The following is a 16,402-nucleotide window of genomic DNA, read 5'->3' as shown; positions in this document are numbered from 1 at the left end:
CCCTAAGTCTTTGATACGACTCAATACGACAGCCGCCATAAATGACGTAAATAGTTAATATAACAAAGGAGGTATATTTTCTATCTATTTGTTTTTATTGAATTTTAATGGTTTTTCAGCATTAGCGTTTGGCTAAGGTCTAACCACCAGGATTGTCGACAAATATTAACTTTGAGGCCTCCTTGAGCTATTATGGCGCCCGCCAATCAACATTCGATCTTTCGGCCACCCCGGACCAGATCGCTGCACAGGCACTACAATCTGTCTGGACGCGCCAGGGTCGATGCAAAACCAAAGCCGCCTCGACGATCCTATTAAAAAGGCTTTGGAAGCGACAACTGATGAGGGCTATATCGTGCTTGAAGCTTACCGCAAACATGTAGAGGAACGGGCCCAGGAAGGCGTACCGCCGAAACCCCTGGATCCTGAACAGACAGCTGCCCTGGTTGAGTTGCTGAAAACCCCGCCCGCGGGCGAAGAAGAGTTTCTGCTGGACCTGCTGGTCAACCGCGTACCGGCCGGCGTCGACCAGGCCGCCTACGTCAAGGCCGGCTTCCTCGCTGCCATCACCAAGGGCGAAGCCAGCTCCCCGCTGATCGACAAGGTCAAGGCAACCGAGCTGCTCGGCACCATGCTGGGCGGTTACAACATCCAGCCGCTGATCGCCTGCCTGGACAGCCAGGAACTGGGCGCGACCGCCGCCAAGGCGCTGTCCCACACCCTGCTGATGTTCGACGCTTTCCACGACGTGCAGGAAAAAGCCGAAGCCGGCAACGAATTCGCCAAGCAGATCCTGCAGTCCTGGGCCGACGGCGAATGGTTCACCAGCAAGCCGGAAGTGGCCGAAAAGATCACCGTCACCGTATTCAAGGTGCCGGGTGAAACCAACACCGACGACCTGTCGCCGGCGCCGGACGCCTGGTCCCGCCCGGACATTCCGGTGCACGCCAACGCCATGCTGAAAATGGCGCGCGAAGGTATCGAGCCGGCCAAGCCGGGCGAAATCGGCCCGCTGAAGCAGATCGAAGAAGTCAAGGCCAAGGGCTTCCCGGTCGCTTACGTCGGTGATGTTGTCGGTACCGGTTCTTCCCGTAAGTCCGCCACCAACTCCGTGCTGTGGTTCTTCGGCGACGACATCCCCCATGTGCCCAACAAGCGTACCGGCGGCTACTGCTTCGGCGGCAAGATCGCACCGATCTTCTACAACACCATGGAAGATGCCGGCGCCCTGCCGATCGAAATGCCGGTCGAGAAGATGGAAATGGGCGACGTCATCGACGTCTACCCGTACGAAGGCGTGGTCAAGAACCATGAAACCGGCGAAGAACTGGGCCGTTTCGAACTCAAGACCCAGGTCCTGCTGGACGAAGTGCGCGCCGGCGGCCGTATCCCGCTGATCATTGGCCGCGGCCTGACCGAGAAAGCCCGCGAAGCACTGGGTCTCGGCCACTCCGACCTGTTCCGCAAGCCGGAGCAGCCGGTTGACACCGGCAAGGGTTACACCCTGGCGCAGAAGATGGTCGGCAAGGCCTGCGGCATGGAAGGCGTACGCCCGGGCATGTACTGCGAGCCGAAGATGACCACCGTCGGTTCCCAGGACACCACCGGCCCGATGACCCGCGACGAGCTGAAAGACCTGGCGTGCCTCGGCTTCTCCGCCGACCTGACCATGCAGTCCTTCTGCCACACTTCGGCCTATCCGAAGCCGGTCGACGTCAACACCCACCACACCCTGCCGGACTTCATCATGAACCGCGGCGGTGTCTCCCTGCGTCCGGGTGACGGCGTTATTCACTCCTGGCTGAACCGCATGCTGCTGCCGGACACCGTCGGCACCGGCGGCGACTCTCACACCCGTTTCCCGCTGGGCATCTCCTTCCCGGCAGGCTCGGGCCTGGTCGCCTTCGCAGCCGCCACCGGCGTCATGCCGCTGGATATGCCGGAGTCTGTACTGGTTCGCTTCAAGGGCCAGCGTCAGGACGGCATCACCCTGCGTGACCTGGTACACGCGATTCCGTACTACGCCATCAAGCAGGGTCTGCTGACCGTTGCCAAGGCCGGCAAGAAGAACATCTTCTCCGGTCGCGTACTGGAAATCGAAGGCCTCGACGAGCTGACTGTCGAGCAGGCGTTCGAGCTGTCCGACGCCTCCGCCGAGCGTTCCGCCGCAGGCTGCACCATCACCCTGTCGGAAGACTCCGTTGCCGAGTACCTGCAGTCCAACATCGTGATGCTGAAGTGGATGATCGCCGAAGGTTACGGTGACGAGCGCACCATCTCCCGTCGTATCAAGGCGATGGAAGAATGGCTGGCCAACCCGAGCCTGATGCGCGCCGACGCCGATGCCGAGTACGCAGCGGTCATCGAGATCGACCTGTCGGAAATCAAGGAGCCCGTGCTCTGCGCGCCGAACGACCCGGACGATGCCCGCCTGCTGTCCGAAGTTGCCGGCGAGAGCATCGACGAGGTGTTCATCGGTTCCTGCATGACCAACATCGGCCACTTCCGCGCCGCCGGCAAGCTGCTGGAGAATGCCAAGCAGTCGCTGCCGACCCGCATGTGGGTCGCGCCGCCGACCAAGATGGACCAGGCACAGCTGACCGAGGAAGGCTACTACGGCATCTTCGGCCGCGCCGGCGCCCGCATCGAAACTCCGGGATGCTCGCTGTGCATGGGCAACCAGGCACGCGTCGCGGACAACTCCACCGTGGTGTCGACCTCGACCCGTAACTTCCCCAACCGCCTGGGCACCGGCGCCAACGTCTACCTGGCGTCGGCCGAGCTGGCATCCGTCGCTGCGGTCATGGGCAAGCTGCCGACCGTGGAGGAGTACATGCAGTACGCCGCCAACCTCAACAGCATGTCCGGCGAAATCTATCGCTACCTGAACTTCCATCAGATGCCGAACTACGTCGAGAAAGCGTCCAGCGTGATCCCGACCGTCGAAGCCTGATCGAAACAGGTCCATGACTGACAAAACCCCGCTCCGGCGGGGTTTTTTGTATCCAGCGCGTGCGCGGACGCGCAGCAGCAGATTTGTTTTTATGCCGTCGTTCCGCGTAAGCGGGGATCCGGCAGTTCCCGGTGCTTATGGATTCCCGCGTTCGCGGCAATGACGGTGTTTCCAAGGTGATTGCATTCCGAATGATAGCAGGCCGGCGCAAGCGAAAGGTGCCATCGAAACGGCATGTTTCGTTGCGCTCAAGGTGCCCTACATCAGATTAATCCCCGTGCCGGTTTGCACGCACGCCGCAGGGTGCCGCTGATCCAGGCGAACCGCACCGATTGGCCGCCATCGCGGTGCGGTCCGTTTCACTCACCGACACCCTACTTCCATCCGACATCCTGCCGGTTTGGCGGTACAATAACCGCCACAGTATTTAGGAGGCCCCATGTCCGAAACCGACAAGCCCACCAGCGGCGACACCAATCAGACCAAGAACGGCTTTCTGGCGCTGGTCTCGCGCCTGGTGTTCGATGAGCAACTGCCGGTCCGCTTCATGTACAAGACCGTACCGGAGCATCTCAACGACACCGGCTGGCGACTCTTCACCGGCTACGAGGACGACAGCTTCCTCGCCGACGAGGCGGTCAACCTGACACCGGTACCGCTGGAAAAGCTCTACGGGCTGGACCCGTCGCTCGAAGAGAAGCTGGCCTACAACGCCGGCACCGTCTGGGAACGCGTACCGGGCGCCGACTGGGAAAGGGTTTATGACTTCCGCATCCCCACCAAAAGCGTAGACGTCAGCATCACCAATGACCCGGACGCCTTCGACAAACAGTCGTAACCGATTCGCGTTCCGGCCAGCCCCAAAGCGCGTCGATGTCACTATGACTGCGACGCCTGCGAAGCGCCAAAAATTGTTTGGTCAGGGTTGAAACCCCAAACAGCATCCTCATATAGATTGACAGGCGCCAGGGCTTCTCGAAGGCTGGCGCCCCAATCGGCCCACAAGGGCGTACCACCATATTGCTCGATGAGGATATGACAATGCGTGATTTCGACCTCTCCCCGCTGTACCGTTCCGCCATCGGTTTCGACCGCCTGGCCTCGATGCTCGACAACGCCACCCGCAACGAACAGAGCCAGCCGGCCTATCCGCCGTACAATATCGAACTGATTGACGATAACCGCTACCGTATCACCATGGCCGTCGCCGGATTCGGCAATGACGAACTGTCGATCCAGAGCGAGCAGGGCATGCTGGTCATTGTCGGCAAGAAGCAGCAGGAAAACGGCGACCGCAAGTACCTGTATCAGGGCATCGCCGCGCGCAGCTTCGAACGCCGCTTCCAGCTTGCCGATCACGTCAAGGTGGTTCGCGCCAGCCTCGACAACGGCCTGCTCCACGTCGACCTCGAACGTGAAATCCCGGAGGCGATGAAGCCCCGCGTGATCGAGATCGAAGGTATTAACTGACAGAAGGCAGTTAAAAGTTAACAGCTGTAGGATGGGGCAAGCGATGCGGTGGGATGATTTTTCCGCCACCTCGTTATTCGGGCATCGCGGCCCCATCATCTCGATCGTATTTCGGATCGATTCGTGTCAGATGGCACGACAGAGTGTTGGGTTACGTGGCTTCGCCACTCCACCCAACTTACATCCGCGCCAACTCGTTCCGGTACAGCCGCGCCATGTCCTCGCCGAAGCAGCAGAAAACTACCCGCGGCGGCGTTTCGAACGACTTGAGTTCCTCCCGCACCGTATCGACCGCGATGCGCACCGCCTGCTCCAGCGGGTAGCCGTAGACGCCGCAGCTGATCGCCGGGAAAGCCACCGACTGCAGCCCCTGGCTGCGCACCAGCGCCAGCGAGTTGCGGTAGCAGTCGGCCAGCAGCTGCGCCTCGCCGCGCTCGCCGCCGTGCCAGACCGGTCCCACGGTATGTATCACCCACTTCGCCGGCAGACGGTAGCCTTTGGTGATCCTGGCCTCACCGGTGGGGCAGCCACCGATACCGCGGCACTCCGCCAGCAATTCAGGCCCCGCAGCCCGGTGAATGGCGCCGTCGACACCGCCCCCGCCCAGCAGGCTCTGATTCGCGGCGTTGACGATGGCATCGACCTCCAGACGGGTAATGTCGCCCTCGACCACCGTCAGATCTTCACTCTTCGTCATCGCTGTCCCCCTCCCCGCGCTCATCCGGGTCGACATGCAGCGCCAGCCACACCGACACGCAATCGGGGTCGGTCCAGGCGACACGGTGGCGACAGCGCGCCGGCAGCAGCAGCGCATCGCCCGGCACCAGGGTCGTCGCGTCGCCGTCATCGAACTCCAGCGTCGCCCCGCCTGAGAGCAGCATCACCCATTCATCCCGCTGCTGATCGTACCAGTGCCCCGCTTCGCTGCTGTGGCCCCGGGACAGTATCCGCTCAAGCTGCAGGCCACGGCGCTGCAACAGCGGCTCGAACAGCTCCTGTGGCAGCTCGCCCGGCAGATTGGCGAGCAGATTGCGTTTTTCGATATTCATCCGGTTCCCTGTGTATCCTCTTCGCTGATCTTGATCGCCTCGTAGCGCCAGCATTGCAGGTCGTCGTGCCAGAAATCCGCAGGCAGACCGGCCTTGCGCTTAAGCTGCGACCAGAATGCGGCGGTGTCCGGCAACTGCTCCCAGACCGCCGGCAGAAAAGTGCCGCGGTGACGCCCCCAGCTTAGCAGCAGGCCGTCGCGTGCCGGGCGAATCTGCGCCAGCAGGCTTGCCTCGTCGGTGAACGACAGCGGCTCGAGCGGCGTCAGGACCGAGACCTCGATGACCAGCTGCGCCAGCGCGTCCGGGGTGACCGGCGGGAACCTCGGGTCCCGGGAGGCCGCGCTCCAGGCGTTCTCGGCAACGTCCTGCAACAGCGGCTGACGGGCCTCCAGCGAGCCGATACAGCCCCGCAGACGGCCGTTTTGCTGGAGCGTGACGAAACACGCCCGCCGGGCACAGAGCCCTGGCGGCTCCGGCGTCAGATCGATGCGGGGCGCGGTGCCGTTTCCCAGCCCATAGCGAATCGCGTCCCTGGCCACCTCGAGCAGGCGGCGACACTCGGCAGCGGTGTAGCCCGGCTCCTTAGCCGAAACTTCAGTGGATGGCATAGGCGCCGTAACCCACCACCCGATCCCTGGGCCCCGCGGTATCGCCGGAGTTGCGCAGATCCAGTCGATCGATATGCAGCCCCTGCCGTCCGGCCGCATCCAGCAGCCCGTTGAGCGCATGACAGCCGCAGGCCAGCTCCGGCGTCAGGGTCGGCTCCATGCGCTCGATACGTTGCGACGTCACCGAGTCGATACGCCGGGCGGTATCGTAGCTGTGGTAGTGGCTAAGATCGCTGCTGACCAGCACCAGGGTGCGCTCATTGCGCAGCGCTTCGCGTACCAGCGCCGCCACCCGGTCGGTCGCGACCTGACCCACCACCACCGGTATCAGTTTCCAGTCGCTCTTGAGACGCAGCAGAAACGGCAGCTGCACTTCCAGACAGTGCTCCAGCCGGTGCGGCTCGTCGTTGTATTCCAGCAGGCCCCGCTCGACCCAGTCGGCGATGGTCTCGGTATCGAGCGCCATCTCTCCGAGCGGACAGGCAAAACTCCCGGCGCTCGGAACCGCCATCGAGGCCAGCGGCACCCGATGATTGGGCCCCAGCAGCAGCACGCGATCGAAGCTGCTGACCCAGGGCCGCAGCAGGCTGTAGGCGCGGGCCGCGACCGGTCCTGAATAGACCAGCCCGGCATGGGGAACCACCAGCGCGCGGGGTGCCTGGCCGCGCTGGGCGTTGTCGCCCAGCAGACGATCAATCAGCTCGCCCAGCTCGACGGGGTCATCGGGATAGAAAACGCCGGCGACCGCCGGCGGACGTGTCAGCATGGCAAACCCTCCCGCTTGTCGGTTGCAGCGCAGCATCCTGCAGGCCACTTGCGCCAGAACAGCGCAGCGGTATTCGCTGCCTGCAGTATAGCCGCCGCACAGGGCTTTTAAGCCCGCGGCAGCCCTGAACCCGCATTCATTGGCTACTATTTAACCAGACATCAGACGCACTGCCGGAGAGCCCCATGCAAGGTGATGAATTCAAACCGGTACCGACCCGCTACTGGCACCGGGTCGAGCGCGACAAAATCCAGTGCGACGTCTGTCCGAGATTCTGCAAGCTCAGTGAAGGACAGCGCGGGCTGTGCTTCGTCCGCGGTCGGGAAAACGACCAGATCATGCTCTACACCTACGGCCGCTCCAGCGGCTTCTGCGTCGATCCCATCGAGAAAAAGCCGCTGAACCACTTCCTGCCAGGTACGCCGGTGCTGTCGTTCGGCACCGCCGGATGCAACCTGTCATGCAAGTTCTGTCAGAACTGGGATATGAGCAAGTCCCGTGAAATGGATACCCTGGCGGACTCCGCTTCGCCGCAGGACCTGGTCGAGGCCTGCCAGCGGCTTGACTGCCGCTCGATCGCCTTTACCTATAACGATCCGGTGATCTTTCTCGAATACGCCATAGATGTCGCCGACGCCTGCCGCGAACAGGACATCAACGCGGTGGCGGTGACCGCCGGCTATATCTGCCCGGAGCCCCGCATCGAGTTCTACCGCCACATGGACGCCGCCAACGTCGACCTCAAGGCCTTCACCGAACGCTTCTACAAAAAAATCTGCGGCGGCGAACTGGCCCCCGTGCTCGATACGCTGAAATATCTTCGCCACGAGACCGACGTCTGGTTCGAGATCACGAACCTGCTGATTCCGGGTGAAAACGACTCCGATGCCGAACTCGAACAGATGAGCCAGTGGATCCACGAGAACCTGGGGCCGGATGTGCCGCTGCACTTCAGCGCCTTCCACCCGGACTGGAAGATGATGGACACGCCGCCAACACCGCCGGCGACGCTGACGCGCGCACGTGAGATCGCACGCAAGGCCGGTCTGCACTATGTCTACACCGGCAACGTGCACGACCGTACCGGCAGCTCGACTTGGTGCACGGGCTGCGGCGAGCTTCTGATCGAGCGCGACTGGTATCAGCTGGGCGCCTGGGGACTGGATGCCGAAGGACGCTGCGCCCACTGCAGCACCCCCCTGCCCGGTCGCTTCGAGGCCCGACCCGGCACCTGGGGCGCTCAGCGCCTGCCGGTGCGGCTGCACCCGCGCCAGGCTGGAACCCCTCGGCAGCGCAGATAGATTTTCAACAGCCTGCTAGGCGGCGGCCGGCTCCTCTGCACCAGCCAGCGCCTGGCGCAGGGCGTCGATATCGCGCAGACGTTTGATTTCGCCGAACAGCGTTTCGGCTTCTGGATAATGGCGCTTCATCTGGTTGAGCCACTGCTTGAGCCGGCCGTGCACGTAACCCGGCGCCATCTCCCTGACCATGCGCTCGAAATAACCGCGCAGCACCGGCTGCAGCTGCGGCCAGTCCAGCGCCTGTTCGGGCTCACCTGCCAGACGCCGGCTAATGCTCCGGGCGAGATCGGGTCGCGAGACCAGTCCGCGTCCGATCATCACGTCGTCGCAACCGCTTGCCTCGCGGCAGCGGCAGTAGTCATCCCAGCTCCAAACTTCGCCGTTGGCGGTGAGCGGGATTTCGGGCACCGCCTCGCGGATACGCGCAATCCATTCCCAGTGCGCCGGCGGGCGGTAGCCTTCGCGCTTGGTGCGGGCGTGCACCGCCAGGCCATCGGCCCCGGCATCGCGAATCGCCCGCGCATTGTCAAGCGCGAGTGCCTTGTCCTGATTGCCTAGGCGCATCTTGGCGGTCACCGGAACAGACGACGGCACCGCCTTTCGCACTGCGGCGACGATGGCGTGGATGTCGTCGGGCGTATCGAGCAGCACCGCCCCGCCGCGGTTCTTGTTCACCGTCTTGGCCGGGCAGCCGAAATTGAGGTCGATACCGGGCGCACCCAGCTGAGCCGCGCGCACCGCGTTCTCCGCCATCAGCGCCGGATCGCTGCCCAGCAGCTGCACCACCACCGGCACGCCAGCCTCGGTCCGGCCGCCATTGCGCAACTCCGGCGCCAGCCGGTAGTAGACATGCTCGGGCAGCAGCCGATCGCTGATACGCACGAACTCGGTGACGCAAAGATCGATGCCACCGATCCGTGTCAGTACGTCACGCATCACCGGGTCGACCACGCCCTCCATCGGCGCGAGGATAATCTTCATTGCAGGCTCGAAGTCGGTAAAAGGGATTATTATAAGGTTTACAACTGACAGCGAAACCCGGGACTTGCGCAGCAGCCCACTCCGTGGGCGAACCGCCATTCGCTCGCGGAACAAGCTGCTACGCAATATTTCGATCCGCCAGGAAACTGCGTCTATGCGTCTTTTTGTCGCTCTTGATATGCCCGAAGAGCTGCAGGACCGGATCCACCGGCTGCAGATCCCGGTCCGCGACCTCAAATGGGAGCCGCCCGAACGCCTGCACCTGACGCTGCAGTTTCTCGGCGAACAGCCGGAACAGCGCCTGCCCGAACTGTTCGAGGCCCTGGCGGCAGTCGAGTTCGAGCCCTTCGAGCTTTGCTGCCAGGGCATCGGACACTTTCGCTCCGGCGCGATCTGGCTGGGCATCGAGCCGAACGACAGGCTTCGCAGCCTGCACCGGCAGATCGGAGCCAGACTGCGGGAAACCGGCATTGCCTTCGAGAGCCGCCGCTTCAGCCCCCATATCACCCTGGCGCGGACCGCGAGACAGCGCCTGCTACCGGCGCTGGACACTGTCGCCGAGCGCTTTCAGGGAATTTCCTATCGCTTCGAATGCGACACCTTTTGCCTGAAAAGCAGCCTGCTCAGGCCAACCGGCGCCCTGCATCGAGTCGAGGCCCTGTTCGCTGCGGCCTGAGGGATACCGGCAGCGGATGCAATTGATGGGTTACGCCGCTTTACCGCCGGCGCACACCGATAGCCTGTGCCAGCGCGGCTCCACCCATCCTACTCCCTCCAGACCTGTAGATGGGTGCAACGAAGCCCGGTGCGCAGCTTCCGTTGCCGACTCGGAAAGGGCGTCGTGTAACCCATCTTGTTCGCTCGGAAAATCACGGAGGCATCGGACACTCTTGATGGGTTGCGCCGCCTTACCGACGGCGCAGACCGATAGCCTGTGCCAGTGCGGCTCCACCCATCCTACTCCCTCCAGACCTGCAGGATGGGTGCAGCCTTGCCGGATAGGCAGTCAGACCGCGGCGAGCCCGAGCGCCAGATCGCGCTTGATATCCTCGAGGTCTTCGAGCCCCACCGAGACGCGGATCAGGTTGTCGCGAATACCGGCACGGGCGCGGTCCTGCGGAGTCATTCGGCCATGGGTGGTGGTGGCCGGATGGGTGATGGTGCTCTTGGTGTCGCCAAGATTGCCGGTGATGGACAGCATCCGGGTCGCGTCGACGAAACGCCAGGCGGCCTCGCGATCGCCACTGACCTCGAAGGACACCACCGCGCCGAACGCCGACTGCTGCTTGAGCGCCAGCGCGTGCTGGGGATGGCTCTCCAGCCCCGCATAGTAGACCTTCTCGATACCCGGCTGCTCGTCGAGCCAGCGTGCGATGGCGAGAGCGCTGCGGCAGTGGGCTTCCATGCGCAGCTTGAGCGTTTCCAGGCCTTTCATGAACACCCAGGCATTGAACGGGCTCATGCAGGCGCCGGCGGTGCGGATGAAACCATGGACTTCCTGCATCAGTCTGTCCGGACCGACGACGGCACCGCCGACGCAACGGCCCTGACCGTCGAGAAACTTGGTGGCGGAGTGAATCACGATATCGGCGCCGAACTCGATCGGGCGCTGCAACGCCGGGGTGCAGAAGCAGTTGTCGACCGCCAGCAAAATATCGTGCTCGTGGGCGATCTTCGCAACCGCCTCGATATCCGCCAGCTGCGCCAGCGGATTGGAGGGCGTCTCGAGGAAGAACAGCCGGGTCTCGGGACGGATCGCCGCGCGCCAGGCGTCGTTGTCGCTCGGATCGACGTAGGTGGTCTCGATACCGGCGCGGCTCAGGTACTTGTCGAACAGCGAGACAATGGAGCCGAAAATACTGTTGGAGCTGACGATATGGTCGCCCTGCTTCAGCAACGACAGGCCAACGCTGAGAATCGCCGCCATGCCGGAGGCCGTCGCGACGGCACCCTCGGCGCCTTCCAGTGCCGCTATGCGGCGCTCGAAACCCTGCACCGTCGGGTTGGTGAAGCGGGAATAGACGTTACCCTCTTCCTCGCCGCCGAAGCGCGCTGCGGCCTCGCGGGCGCTGGAATAGACGAAGCTGGAGGTGGTGAAGATCGGGTCGCCGTGCTCGCCCTCGCTGGTGCGGCGCTGACCGGCGCGCACCGCCAGGGTCGAGAACTCGCTGCCATCCGGATCGAACTGTATACGCTCTTCGCGCTCGAAACTGCTCATACTGCGCTCCCCACTGCTGGGCAGGGTCAGGCGCGCCTTCCCGGGCCGCGCCTCGCCTGCCGGTTGTCCTCAGTCGATCTTGTTGTGCAGATCGTTGGTATCGTTGCTGCTCGCGTCCTGGCTGCTTTCACCGGCCTTGGCGGCATCGTTGCGTTTGGCTTCCAGACGCGCCAGGTAGGCGGCATCGACATCACCGGTGATGTACTTGCCGTTGAATACCGAGGTATCGAAGTTGCGGATATCGGCATTACCGGCGCTGACGCAGGCCTGCAGGTCCTCGAGGTCCTGGTACAGCATCCAGTCGGTGCCGATATAGGCGCCGACTTCGTCCTCGGTGCGGCCGTGGGCGACCAGTTCGTGGGCCGAGGGCATGTCGATACCGTAGACGTTGGGGAAGCGCACCGCCGGCGCGGCGGAAGCAAAGTAGACCTTCTTGGCGCCCATGTCGCGCGCCATCTGCACGATCTGCTTGGAGGTGGTGCCGCGCACGATGGAATCATCGACCAGCATCACCACCTTGTCGCGGAATTCCATTTCGATCGGGTTGAGCTTGCGGCGCACGGACTTCTTGCGCTCCACCTGCCCCGGCATGATGAAGGTACGGCCGATATAGCGGTTCTTGATAAAGCCTTCGCGGAAGTCGACCTTCAGCGCCTTGGCCATTTCCAGCGCCGCGGTGCGGCTGGTATCCGGAATCGGAATCACCACGTCGATATCGTGATCCGGGCGCTCGCGCAGCACCTTGGCGGCGAGCTTCTCGCCCATCAGCATGCGCGACTTGTGCACGTTGACGTCGTCGATGATGGAATCCGGACGCGCCAGGTAAACGTACTCGAACAGGCAGGGGTTGTAGGAGGTATCGCGGGCGCACTGCTGGGTATGCACGTTGCCATCGATATCGATGTAGATGGCCTCGCCCGGCTCGATATCGCGCACGCGGGTAAAACCGCAGACATCCAGCGCCACGCTTTCCGATGCGACCATGTACTCGAAACCGGTCTCGGTTTCGCGCCTGCCGTAGCAGGCCGGACGGATGCCCTGGGGATCGCGGAACGCCAGGATGCCGTACCCGGTGATCATCGCCACCACCGCATAACCGCCGGTGCAGCGTTCGTGAACGCGCTCGACCGCGGCGAAGATATCTTCGGCGCTCGGCCGCAGCTTGCCCTGGCGCTGCAGTTCATGGGCGAAAACGTTGAGCAGCACCTCGGAGTCGGAGGTGGTGTTGATATGGCGCAGGTCGGCGCGGAACATCTGCTCCGCCAGCTCCTCGGCGTTGGTCAGGTTACCGTTGTGGGCCAGCGCGATACCGTAGGGAGAGTTGACGTAGAACGGCTGCGCCTCGGCGGAGCTGGAGCTGCCCGCGGTCGGGTAGCGGACATGGCCGATACCCATGTTGCCGGACAGTCGTTTCATGTGCCGGGTGCGGAACACTTCGTTGACCAGGCCATTGTCCTTCCGCAGGAAGAACCGGTTTCCTTCACAGGTCACCATGCCGGCCGCATCCTGTCCCCGATGTTGCAACACCGTCAGGGCGTCGAAAATCGTCTGGTTAACGTAGGATTTGGCAACAATGCCGACAATACCGCACATGCAACGCACCTCGAACGGGTTCAGAAAAGCCTAGTAAAGCTGGAAATGATATGGCTGCCCACTACTGACCAAGGTTCCAGATCGAGCGCACAGCATCCTGTGCCAGATCGCGCGTCCAGGACTCCATCTTGATGAAGTGGGGAATTAATCGGGATTCTTGCCACCAGGGATCCTCCACCGCGGGGGTGATGCCAAGCAGCGCGACCATTACCACGATCAGCAGGCCGCCGCGGGCGATACCGAAGCCGACACCCAGGATGCGGTCGGTACTGCTGAGGCCGGTCGCCTGCACCAGCGCCGCGACCAGGGCGCTGACCAGCGCGCCGACAATCAGAGTGGCAAGAAATAGAATAGCAAAGGCAACGGCGATACGGGCCGACGGAGTGTCGATGCCGTCTTTGAGCAAGTTTGCCAGCGGGGCCGTAAACAGCCGCGCAACGACGAAAGCCGCAATCCAGGTCGCCAGCGACAGCGCTTCCCGTACGAAGCCGCGCTTCAGGCTGAAAAGGCCCGAAATGGCAATAATTGCGATGATGGTCCAGTCAGCCCAGTTCATGTTCCCGATCGGATCCCGAAATCAGCGCGCATTCTAGCAGAGGGTATCGGACAACCCAATGCTCATTGCGTGGTAAAACGAACGATAATGCCGTTAAGCCCGAAGTCGCTCTTGAGCTCGGTCTGCAGCGCCTCGAGGCGGGTGCGCTGCACGTCGGGCCCGACGTAGACCTTGACCAGATCGCCAATCCGGCGGCTGTAAACCTTGTGCCCCGCCGCCACCAGCTTCTTGCGCAACGCCTTGGCGTTGGATTCGTCACGGAAACTGGCCAGCTGCAGCGTCCAGGCGACCGGCACATTCTGCTGATCGAGCACCGGCGGATCTTCGTGCAGTTTCAGATCCGGCAGCGGCGCCGGAGCCGGCGCCTCTTCACTCACCACCTCGGGGGCGGGCATGGGCTCGATCGGGCGAGGTTCGGTGGGCGGCGCCACCGCTTCGGTGGTCTCGAGCTGCGGCGCCTCGGGCACTATCTCGACCACCTCGGGCAAAGCCGGCGCCTCGGGAATATTGCTCGGCAGATGCCGTTCGCGGTATCCGTCGCCGCTGAACAGCAGCGGAAACACCACCAGCGCCGCGACCACCACCGCGGCGGCGCCGATCAGCCGTTTTCGAAGTGCTTCATTCATCCTTCAGCCTGTCAGTTCCAGCGCGGACAGCGCCGCGCTCACGGTAAAGAAAGAGCCGGCAATAAGCACCCTGTCGTCGGGCTGCAGTTCGCGCCGCAGCGCTGCCAGCGCTGTCGCGACATCGCCATGCACACTGAATTCTGCGCCCGGGGCCACCGTTTCCAGCCGCTGCGCCAGTCGCTCGCCGCTCTGCGCCCGGGGTCCCTCGAGACCCGCCAGATACCAGACATCGGTCACCGGCGCCAGCGCCGACAGTACGCCGCCGACATCCTTGTCACCCAGCATACCGAGCAGCACGAACCGGCGCCCCGCCGGCGGCTGTTGCGCCAGGCGACCGGCAATGTACTGCGCCGCCTCGGGGTTGTGGGCAACATCGAGAATGCAGTCCGCGCCGTCGAGTTCGACCCGCTGCATGCGGCCGGTCATGGCCGCCTTTCGCAGCCCGGTTTCGATCGCCTCGCGCGCCGGGGCCTGCAGCAGCAGGTAAAGCGCCTGCAGCGCCGTCGCCGCGTTGGGCGTCGGCAGACCGGGCAGCGGCAGATCGCTCAGCGTCACCTCGCGGCCGTCGCGATCACGCCCGTGCCAGTGCCAGCGTTCGCCCTCCGCGCGCCAGCCGAACGTCTGCCCGACCTGATGCAGCTCGGCGCCGAGTCCGGCCGCCACCTCGGCGACACTCGACGGAGGTTCCGGATCGCCGCAGACCGCCGGGCGAGCGCCACGAAAGATGCCGGCCTTCTCGCGCCCGATCAGCTCCCGGGTATCGCCGAGCCAGTCGGTATGATCCAGCGCTACCGTGGTCAGGAGGGCGACGTCGGGATCGACGATATTGACCGCATCCAGGCGGCCGCCGAGACCGACCTCGAGCAGCACCACGTCGGGGCGGCGGTCGGCGAATATCCGCAGCGCGGCCAGGGTGCCGAACTCGAAATAGGTCAGCGCAGTATCGCCCCGCGCCGCCTCGACCGCCGCAAACGCCGCGCAGAGTTCATCATCGCCAGCCGGCTCGCCATCGATGCGCACCCTTTCGTTGTAGCGCAGAAAGTGTGGCGAGCTGTAACAGCCCGTGCTGAGGCCGCTGGCGCGCAGCATCTGCTCGAGGAAGGTCTGGGTGGAGCCTTTGCCGTTGGTGCCGGCAATCGTCACGATGCGGCTGTCGCCGAAATCGAGCGCCATGGCGCTGGCAACCTCGCGGACGCGATCGAGACCCAGCTCGATATCGCTGGGATGGCAGGCTTCAATGCGGCTTAACCAGTCGTTCAGTGTCATAACAGCTCTGCAGCCCGGCAGGCGCCGCGGACGCTGCCCGTCGCCGTGCCGTGAAAGGGAAAATTACACGGCTGCAACTGCAGCCTGAAAACCGCAGCGGCCGGCAGTGAGACTGCCGGCCGCTGCCAGGTTGCCGCTGTCGATCAGATCATGTCCTGATGCGTCAGCTTACGCAGTATCGAACCGATACGGGCGCGCAGATCCTTGCGGTCGACGATCATGTCGACCTGACCGTGTTCGAGCAGGAATTCGCTGCGCTGGAAGCCCTCCGGCAGCTTTTCGCGCACCGTCTGCTCGATAACGCGGGGACCGGCGAAGCCGATCAGCGCCTTGGGTTCGGCGATATTGAGATCGCCGAGCATCGCCAGGCTGGCCGATACGCCGCCGTATACCGGGTCGGTCAGCACCGAAATAAACGGAATGCCGGCCAGGCGGAGTTTTTCCAGCGCCGCCGAAGTTTTCGCCATCTGCATAAGCGAGATCAGCGCTTCCTGCATGCGGGCACCGCCGGATGCGGCGAAGCATACCAGCGGGATGCCCTCTTCCAGGCTGATCCGGGCCGCGCGCACGAAGCGCTCGCCGACAACCGCCCCCATGGAGCCGCCCATGAAGCGGAATTCGAACGCCACCGCAACGATGGGCATACCGTCGAGGTCACCACGCATCGCAATAAGGGCGTCTTTCTCGCCGGTCTCCTTCTGGGCCGCGACGAGGCGATCCTTGTACTTCTTCGAATCCTTGAACTTCAGCCGGTCCACCGGCTCGACATCGCTGGCGACTTCACGCTGGGAACCCTCGTCGAGGAACATCTCCAGACGCTTGCGGGCGCCCAGACGCATGTGATGATCGCACTTCGGGCAGACATTGAGGTTCTTGTCCAGCTCGGGACGGTACAGCACCGCTTCGCATTTCGGGCACTTCTTCCAGAGACCTTCGGGCACACTGGCGCGACGGCTCTGCGCGCTGCGGGCCAGCGAAGGGACAATTTTTTCCAACCAGTTGCTCATGTTGCTCC

Annotated in this window: 16 protein-coding genes; 5 read left to right on the top strand and 11 right to left on the bottom strand. The window is 63.5% G+C overall.

What is annotated here, in order from left to right; translation table 11 throughout:
* Nucleotides 1-355: 355 nt before the first annotated feature.
* The 3 genes from acnB (at nt 356) to IEX85_RS01245 (ending at nt 4,423) form a co-directional block, all read left to right on the top strand.
* Nucleotides 356-2,953, top strand: coding sequence for a bifunctional aconitate hydratase 2/2-methylisocitrate dehydratase (gene acnB / locus IEX85_RS01255; protein ID WP_188857518.1), 2,598 nt, complete (start codon nt 356-358; stop codon nt 2,951-2,953).
* A 439-nt stretch (nt 2,954-3,392) separates the two neighbouring features.
* Nucleotides 3,393-3,791 carry an immunity protein Imm33 domain-containing protein gene (locus IEX85_RS01250; RefSeq protein WP_188857517.1) on the top strand — a complete coding sequence of 133 codons (399 nt, stop codon included), beginning with the start codon at nt 3,393-3,395 and terminating at the stop codon, nt 3,789-3,791.
* 203 nt (nt 3,792-3,994) lie between these two features.
* A complete protein-coding gene (locus IEX85_RS01245) occupies nt 3,995-4,423 on the top strand; it encodes an Hsp20 family protein (protein ID WP_188857515.1) in 429 nt (142 codons plus the stop codon).
* A gap of 178 nt (nt 4,424-4,601) precedes the next feature.
* Here the strand turns inward: IEX85_RS01245 and IEX85_RS01240 are convergent, their stop codons facing one another.
* From IEX85_RS01240 to amrB, 4 genes are read right to left on the bottom strand one after another with little or no spacing between them, the layout of a single operon-like run.
* Nucleotides 4,602-5,120, bottom strand: coding sequence for an O-acetyl-ADP-ribose deacetylase (locus IEX85_RS01240; protein ID WP_188857514.1), 519 nt, complete (start codon nt 5,118-5,120; stop codon nt 4,602-4,604).
* A complete protein-coding gene (locus tag IEX85_RS01235) occupies nt 5,107-5,472 on the bottom strand; it encodes a cupin domain-containing protein (RefSeq protein WP_188857512.1) in 366 nt (121 codons plus the stop codon). Before IEX85_RS01235 ends, IEX85_RS01240 begins: the two co-directional genes overlap by 14 nt.
* Nucleotides 5,469-6,080, bottom strand: coding sequence for an AmmeMemoRadiSam system protein A (gene amrA, locus IEX85_RS01230; protein ID WP_188857511.1), 612 nt, complete (start codon nt 6,078-6,080; stop codon nt 5,469-5,471). Before amrA ends, IEX85_RS01235 begins: the two co-directional genes overlap by 4 nt.
* Nucleotides 6,067-6,846: an AmmeMemoRadiSam system protein B gene (gene amrB, locus IEX85_RS01225; RefSeq protein ID WP_188857509.1), complete on the bottom strand. Its 780-nt coding sequence runs from the start codon at nt 6,844-6,846 to the stop codon at nt 6,067-6,069. Before amrB ends, amrA begins: the two co-directional genes overlap by 14 nt.
* Nucleotides 6,847-7,031: 185 nt before the next feature.
* Here amrB and amrS point away from each other — a divergent pair, with 185 nt between their 5' ends.
* Nucleotides 7,032-8,147: an AmmeMemoRadiSam system radical SAM enzyme gene (amrS, locus tag IEX85_RS01220; RefSeq protein WP_188857507.1), complete on the top strand. Its 1,116-nt coding sequence runs from the start codon at nt 7,032-7,034 to the stop codon at nt 8,145-8,147.
* Nucleotides 8,148-8,162: 15 nt separating this feature from the next.
* On the opposite strand, the gene IEX85_RS01215 is transcribed toward amrS, so the two are convergent.
* On the bottom strand, nt 8,163-9,128 hold the full coding sequence (locus IEX85_RS01215; protein WP_188857506.1) for a tRNA dihydrouridine synthase: 966 nt from the start codon (nt 9,126-9,128) through the stop codon (nt 8,163-8,165).
* Nucleotides 9,129-9,282: 154 nt separating this feature from the next.
* Between IEX85_RS01215 and thpR the strand changes: the two genes are divergently transcribed.
* On the top strand, nt 9,283-9,804 hold the full coding sequence (thpR, locus tag IEX85_RS01210) for an RNA 2',3'-cyclic phosphodiesterase (RefSeq protein ID WP_188857504.1): 522 nt from the start codon (nt 9,283-9,285) through the stop codon (nt 9,802-9,804).
* 330 nt (nt 9,805-10,134) lie between these two features.
* On the opposite strand, the gene IEX85_RS01205 is transcribed toward thpR, so the two are convergent.
* The 6 genes from IEX85_RS01205 to accD all read right to left on the bottom strand — a co-directional run bounded on the left by IEX85_RS01205 (nt 10,135) and on the right by accD (nt 16,394).
* A complete protein-coding gene (locus IEX85_RS01205) occupies nt 10,135-11,346 on the bottom strand; it encodes an O-succinylhomoserine sulfhydrylase (protein ID WP_188857503.1) in 1,212 nt (403 codons plus the stop codon).
* 69 nt (nt 11,347-11,415) lie between these two features.
* Nucleotides 11,416-12,939, bottom strand: coding sequence for an amidophosphoribosyltransferase (gene purF / locus IEX85_RS01200; RefSeq protein ID WP_188857501.1), 1,524 nt, complete (start codon nt 12,937-12,939; stop codon nt 11,416-11,418).
* Between the two features lie 61 nt (nt 12,940-13,000).
* Nucleotides 13,001-13,495: a CvpA family protein gene (locus IEX85_RS01195; protein WP_188857500.1), complete on the bottom strand. Its 495-nt coding sequence runs from the start codon at nt 13,493-13,495 to the stop codon at nt 13,001-13,003.
* Between the two features lie 62 nt (nt 13,496-13,557).
* Nucleotides 13,558-14,121: an SPOR domain-containing protein gene (locus IEX85_RS01190; protein ID WP_188857498.1), complete on the bottom strand. Its 564-nt coding sequence runs from the start codon at nt 14,119-14,121 to the stop codon at nt 13,558-13,560.
* A gap of 3 nt (nt 14,122-14,124) precedes the next feature.
* The gene (gene folC, locus IEX85_RS01185) at nt 14,125-15,387 is read right to left on the bottom strand and encodes a bifunctional tetrahydrofolate synthase/dihydrofolate synthase (protein ID WP_188857497.1); all 1,263 of its coding nucleotides are present in this window, start codon (nt 15,385-15,387) and stop codon (nt 14,125-14,127) included.
* Between the two features lie 143 nt (nt 15,388-15,530).
* Nucleotides 15,531-16,394, bottom strand: a complete 864-nt coding sequence (accD, locus tag IEX85_RS01180; RefSeq protein WP_188857495.1) for an acetyl-CoA carboxylase, carboxyltransferase subunit beta — start codon at nt 16,392-16,394, stop codon at nt 15,531-15,533.
* Nucleotides 16,395-16,402: the final 8 nt, after the last annotated feature.

Origin of the sequence: Marinobacterium nitratireducens, assembly GCF_014645375.1 — a bacterium.
In the GTDB taxonomy this organism is placed as follows: domain Bacteria; phylum Pseudomonadota; class Gammaproteobacteria; order Pseudomonadales; family Balneatricaceae; genus Marinobacterium_A; species Marinobacterium_A nitratireducens.
Note: the sequence above shows the minus strand (reverse complement) of the source record. Positions and strands in the feature narration are given on the sequence as shown.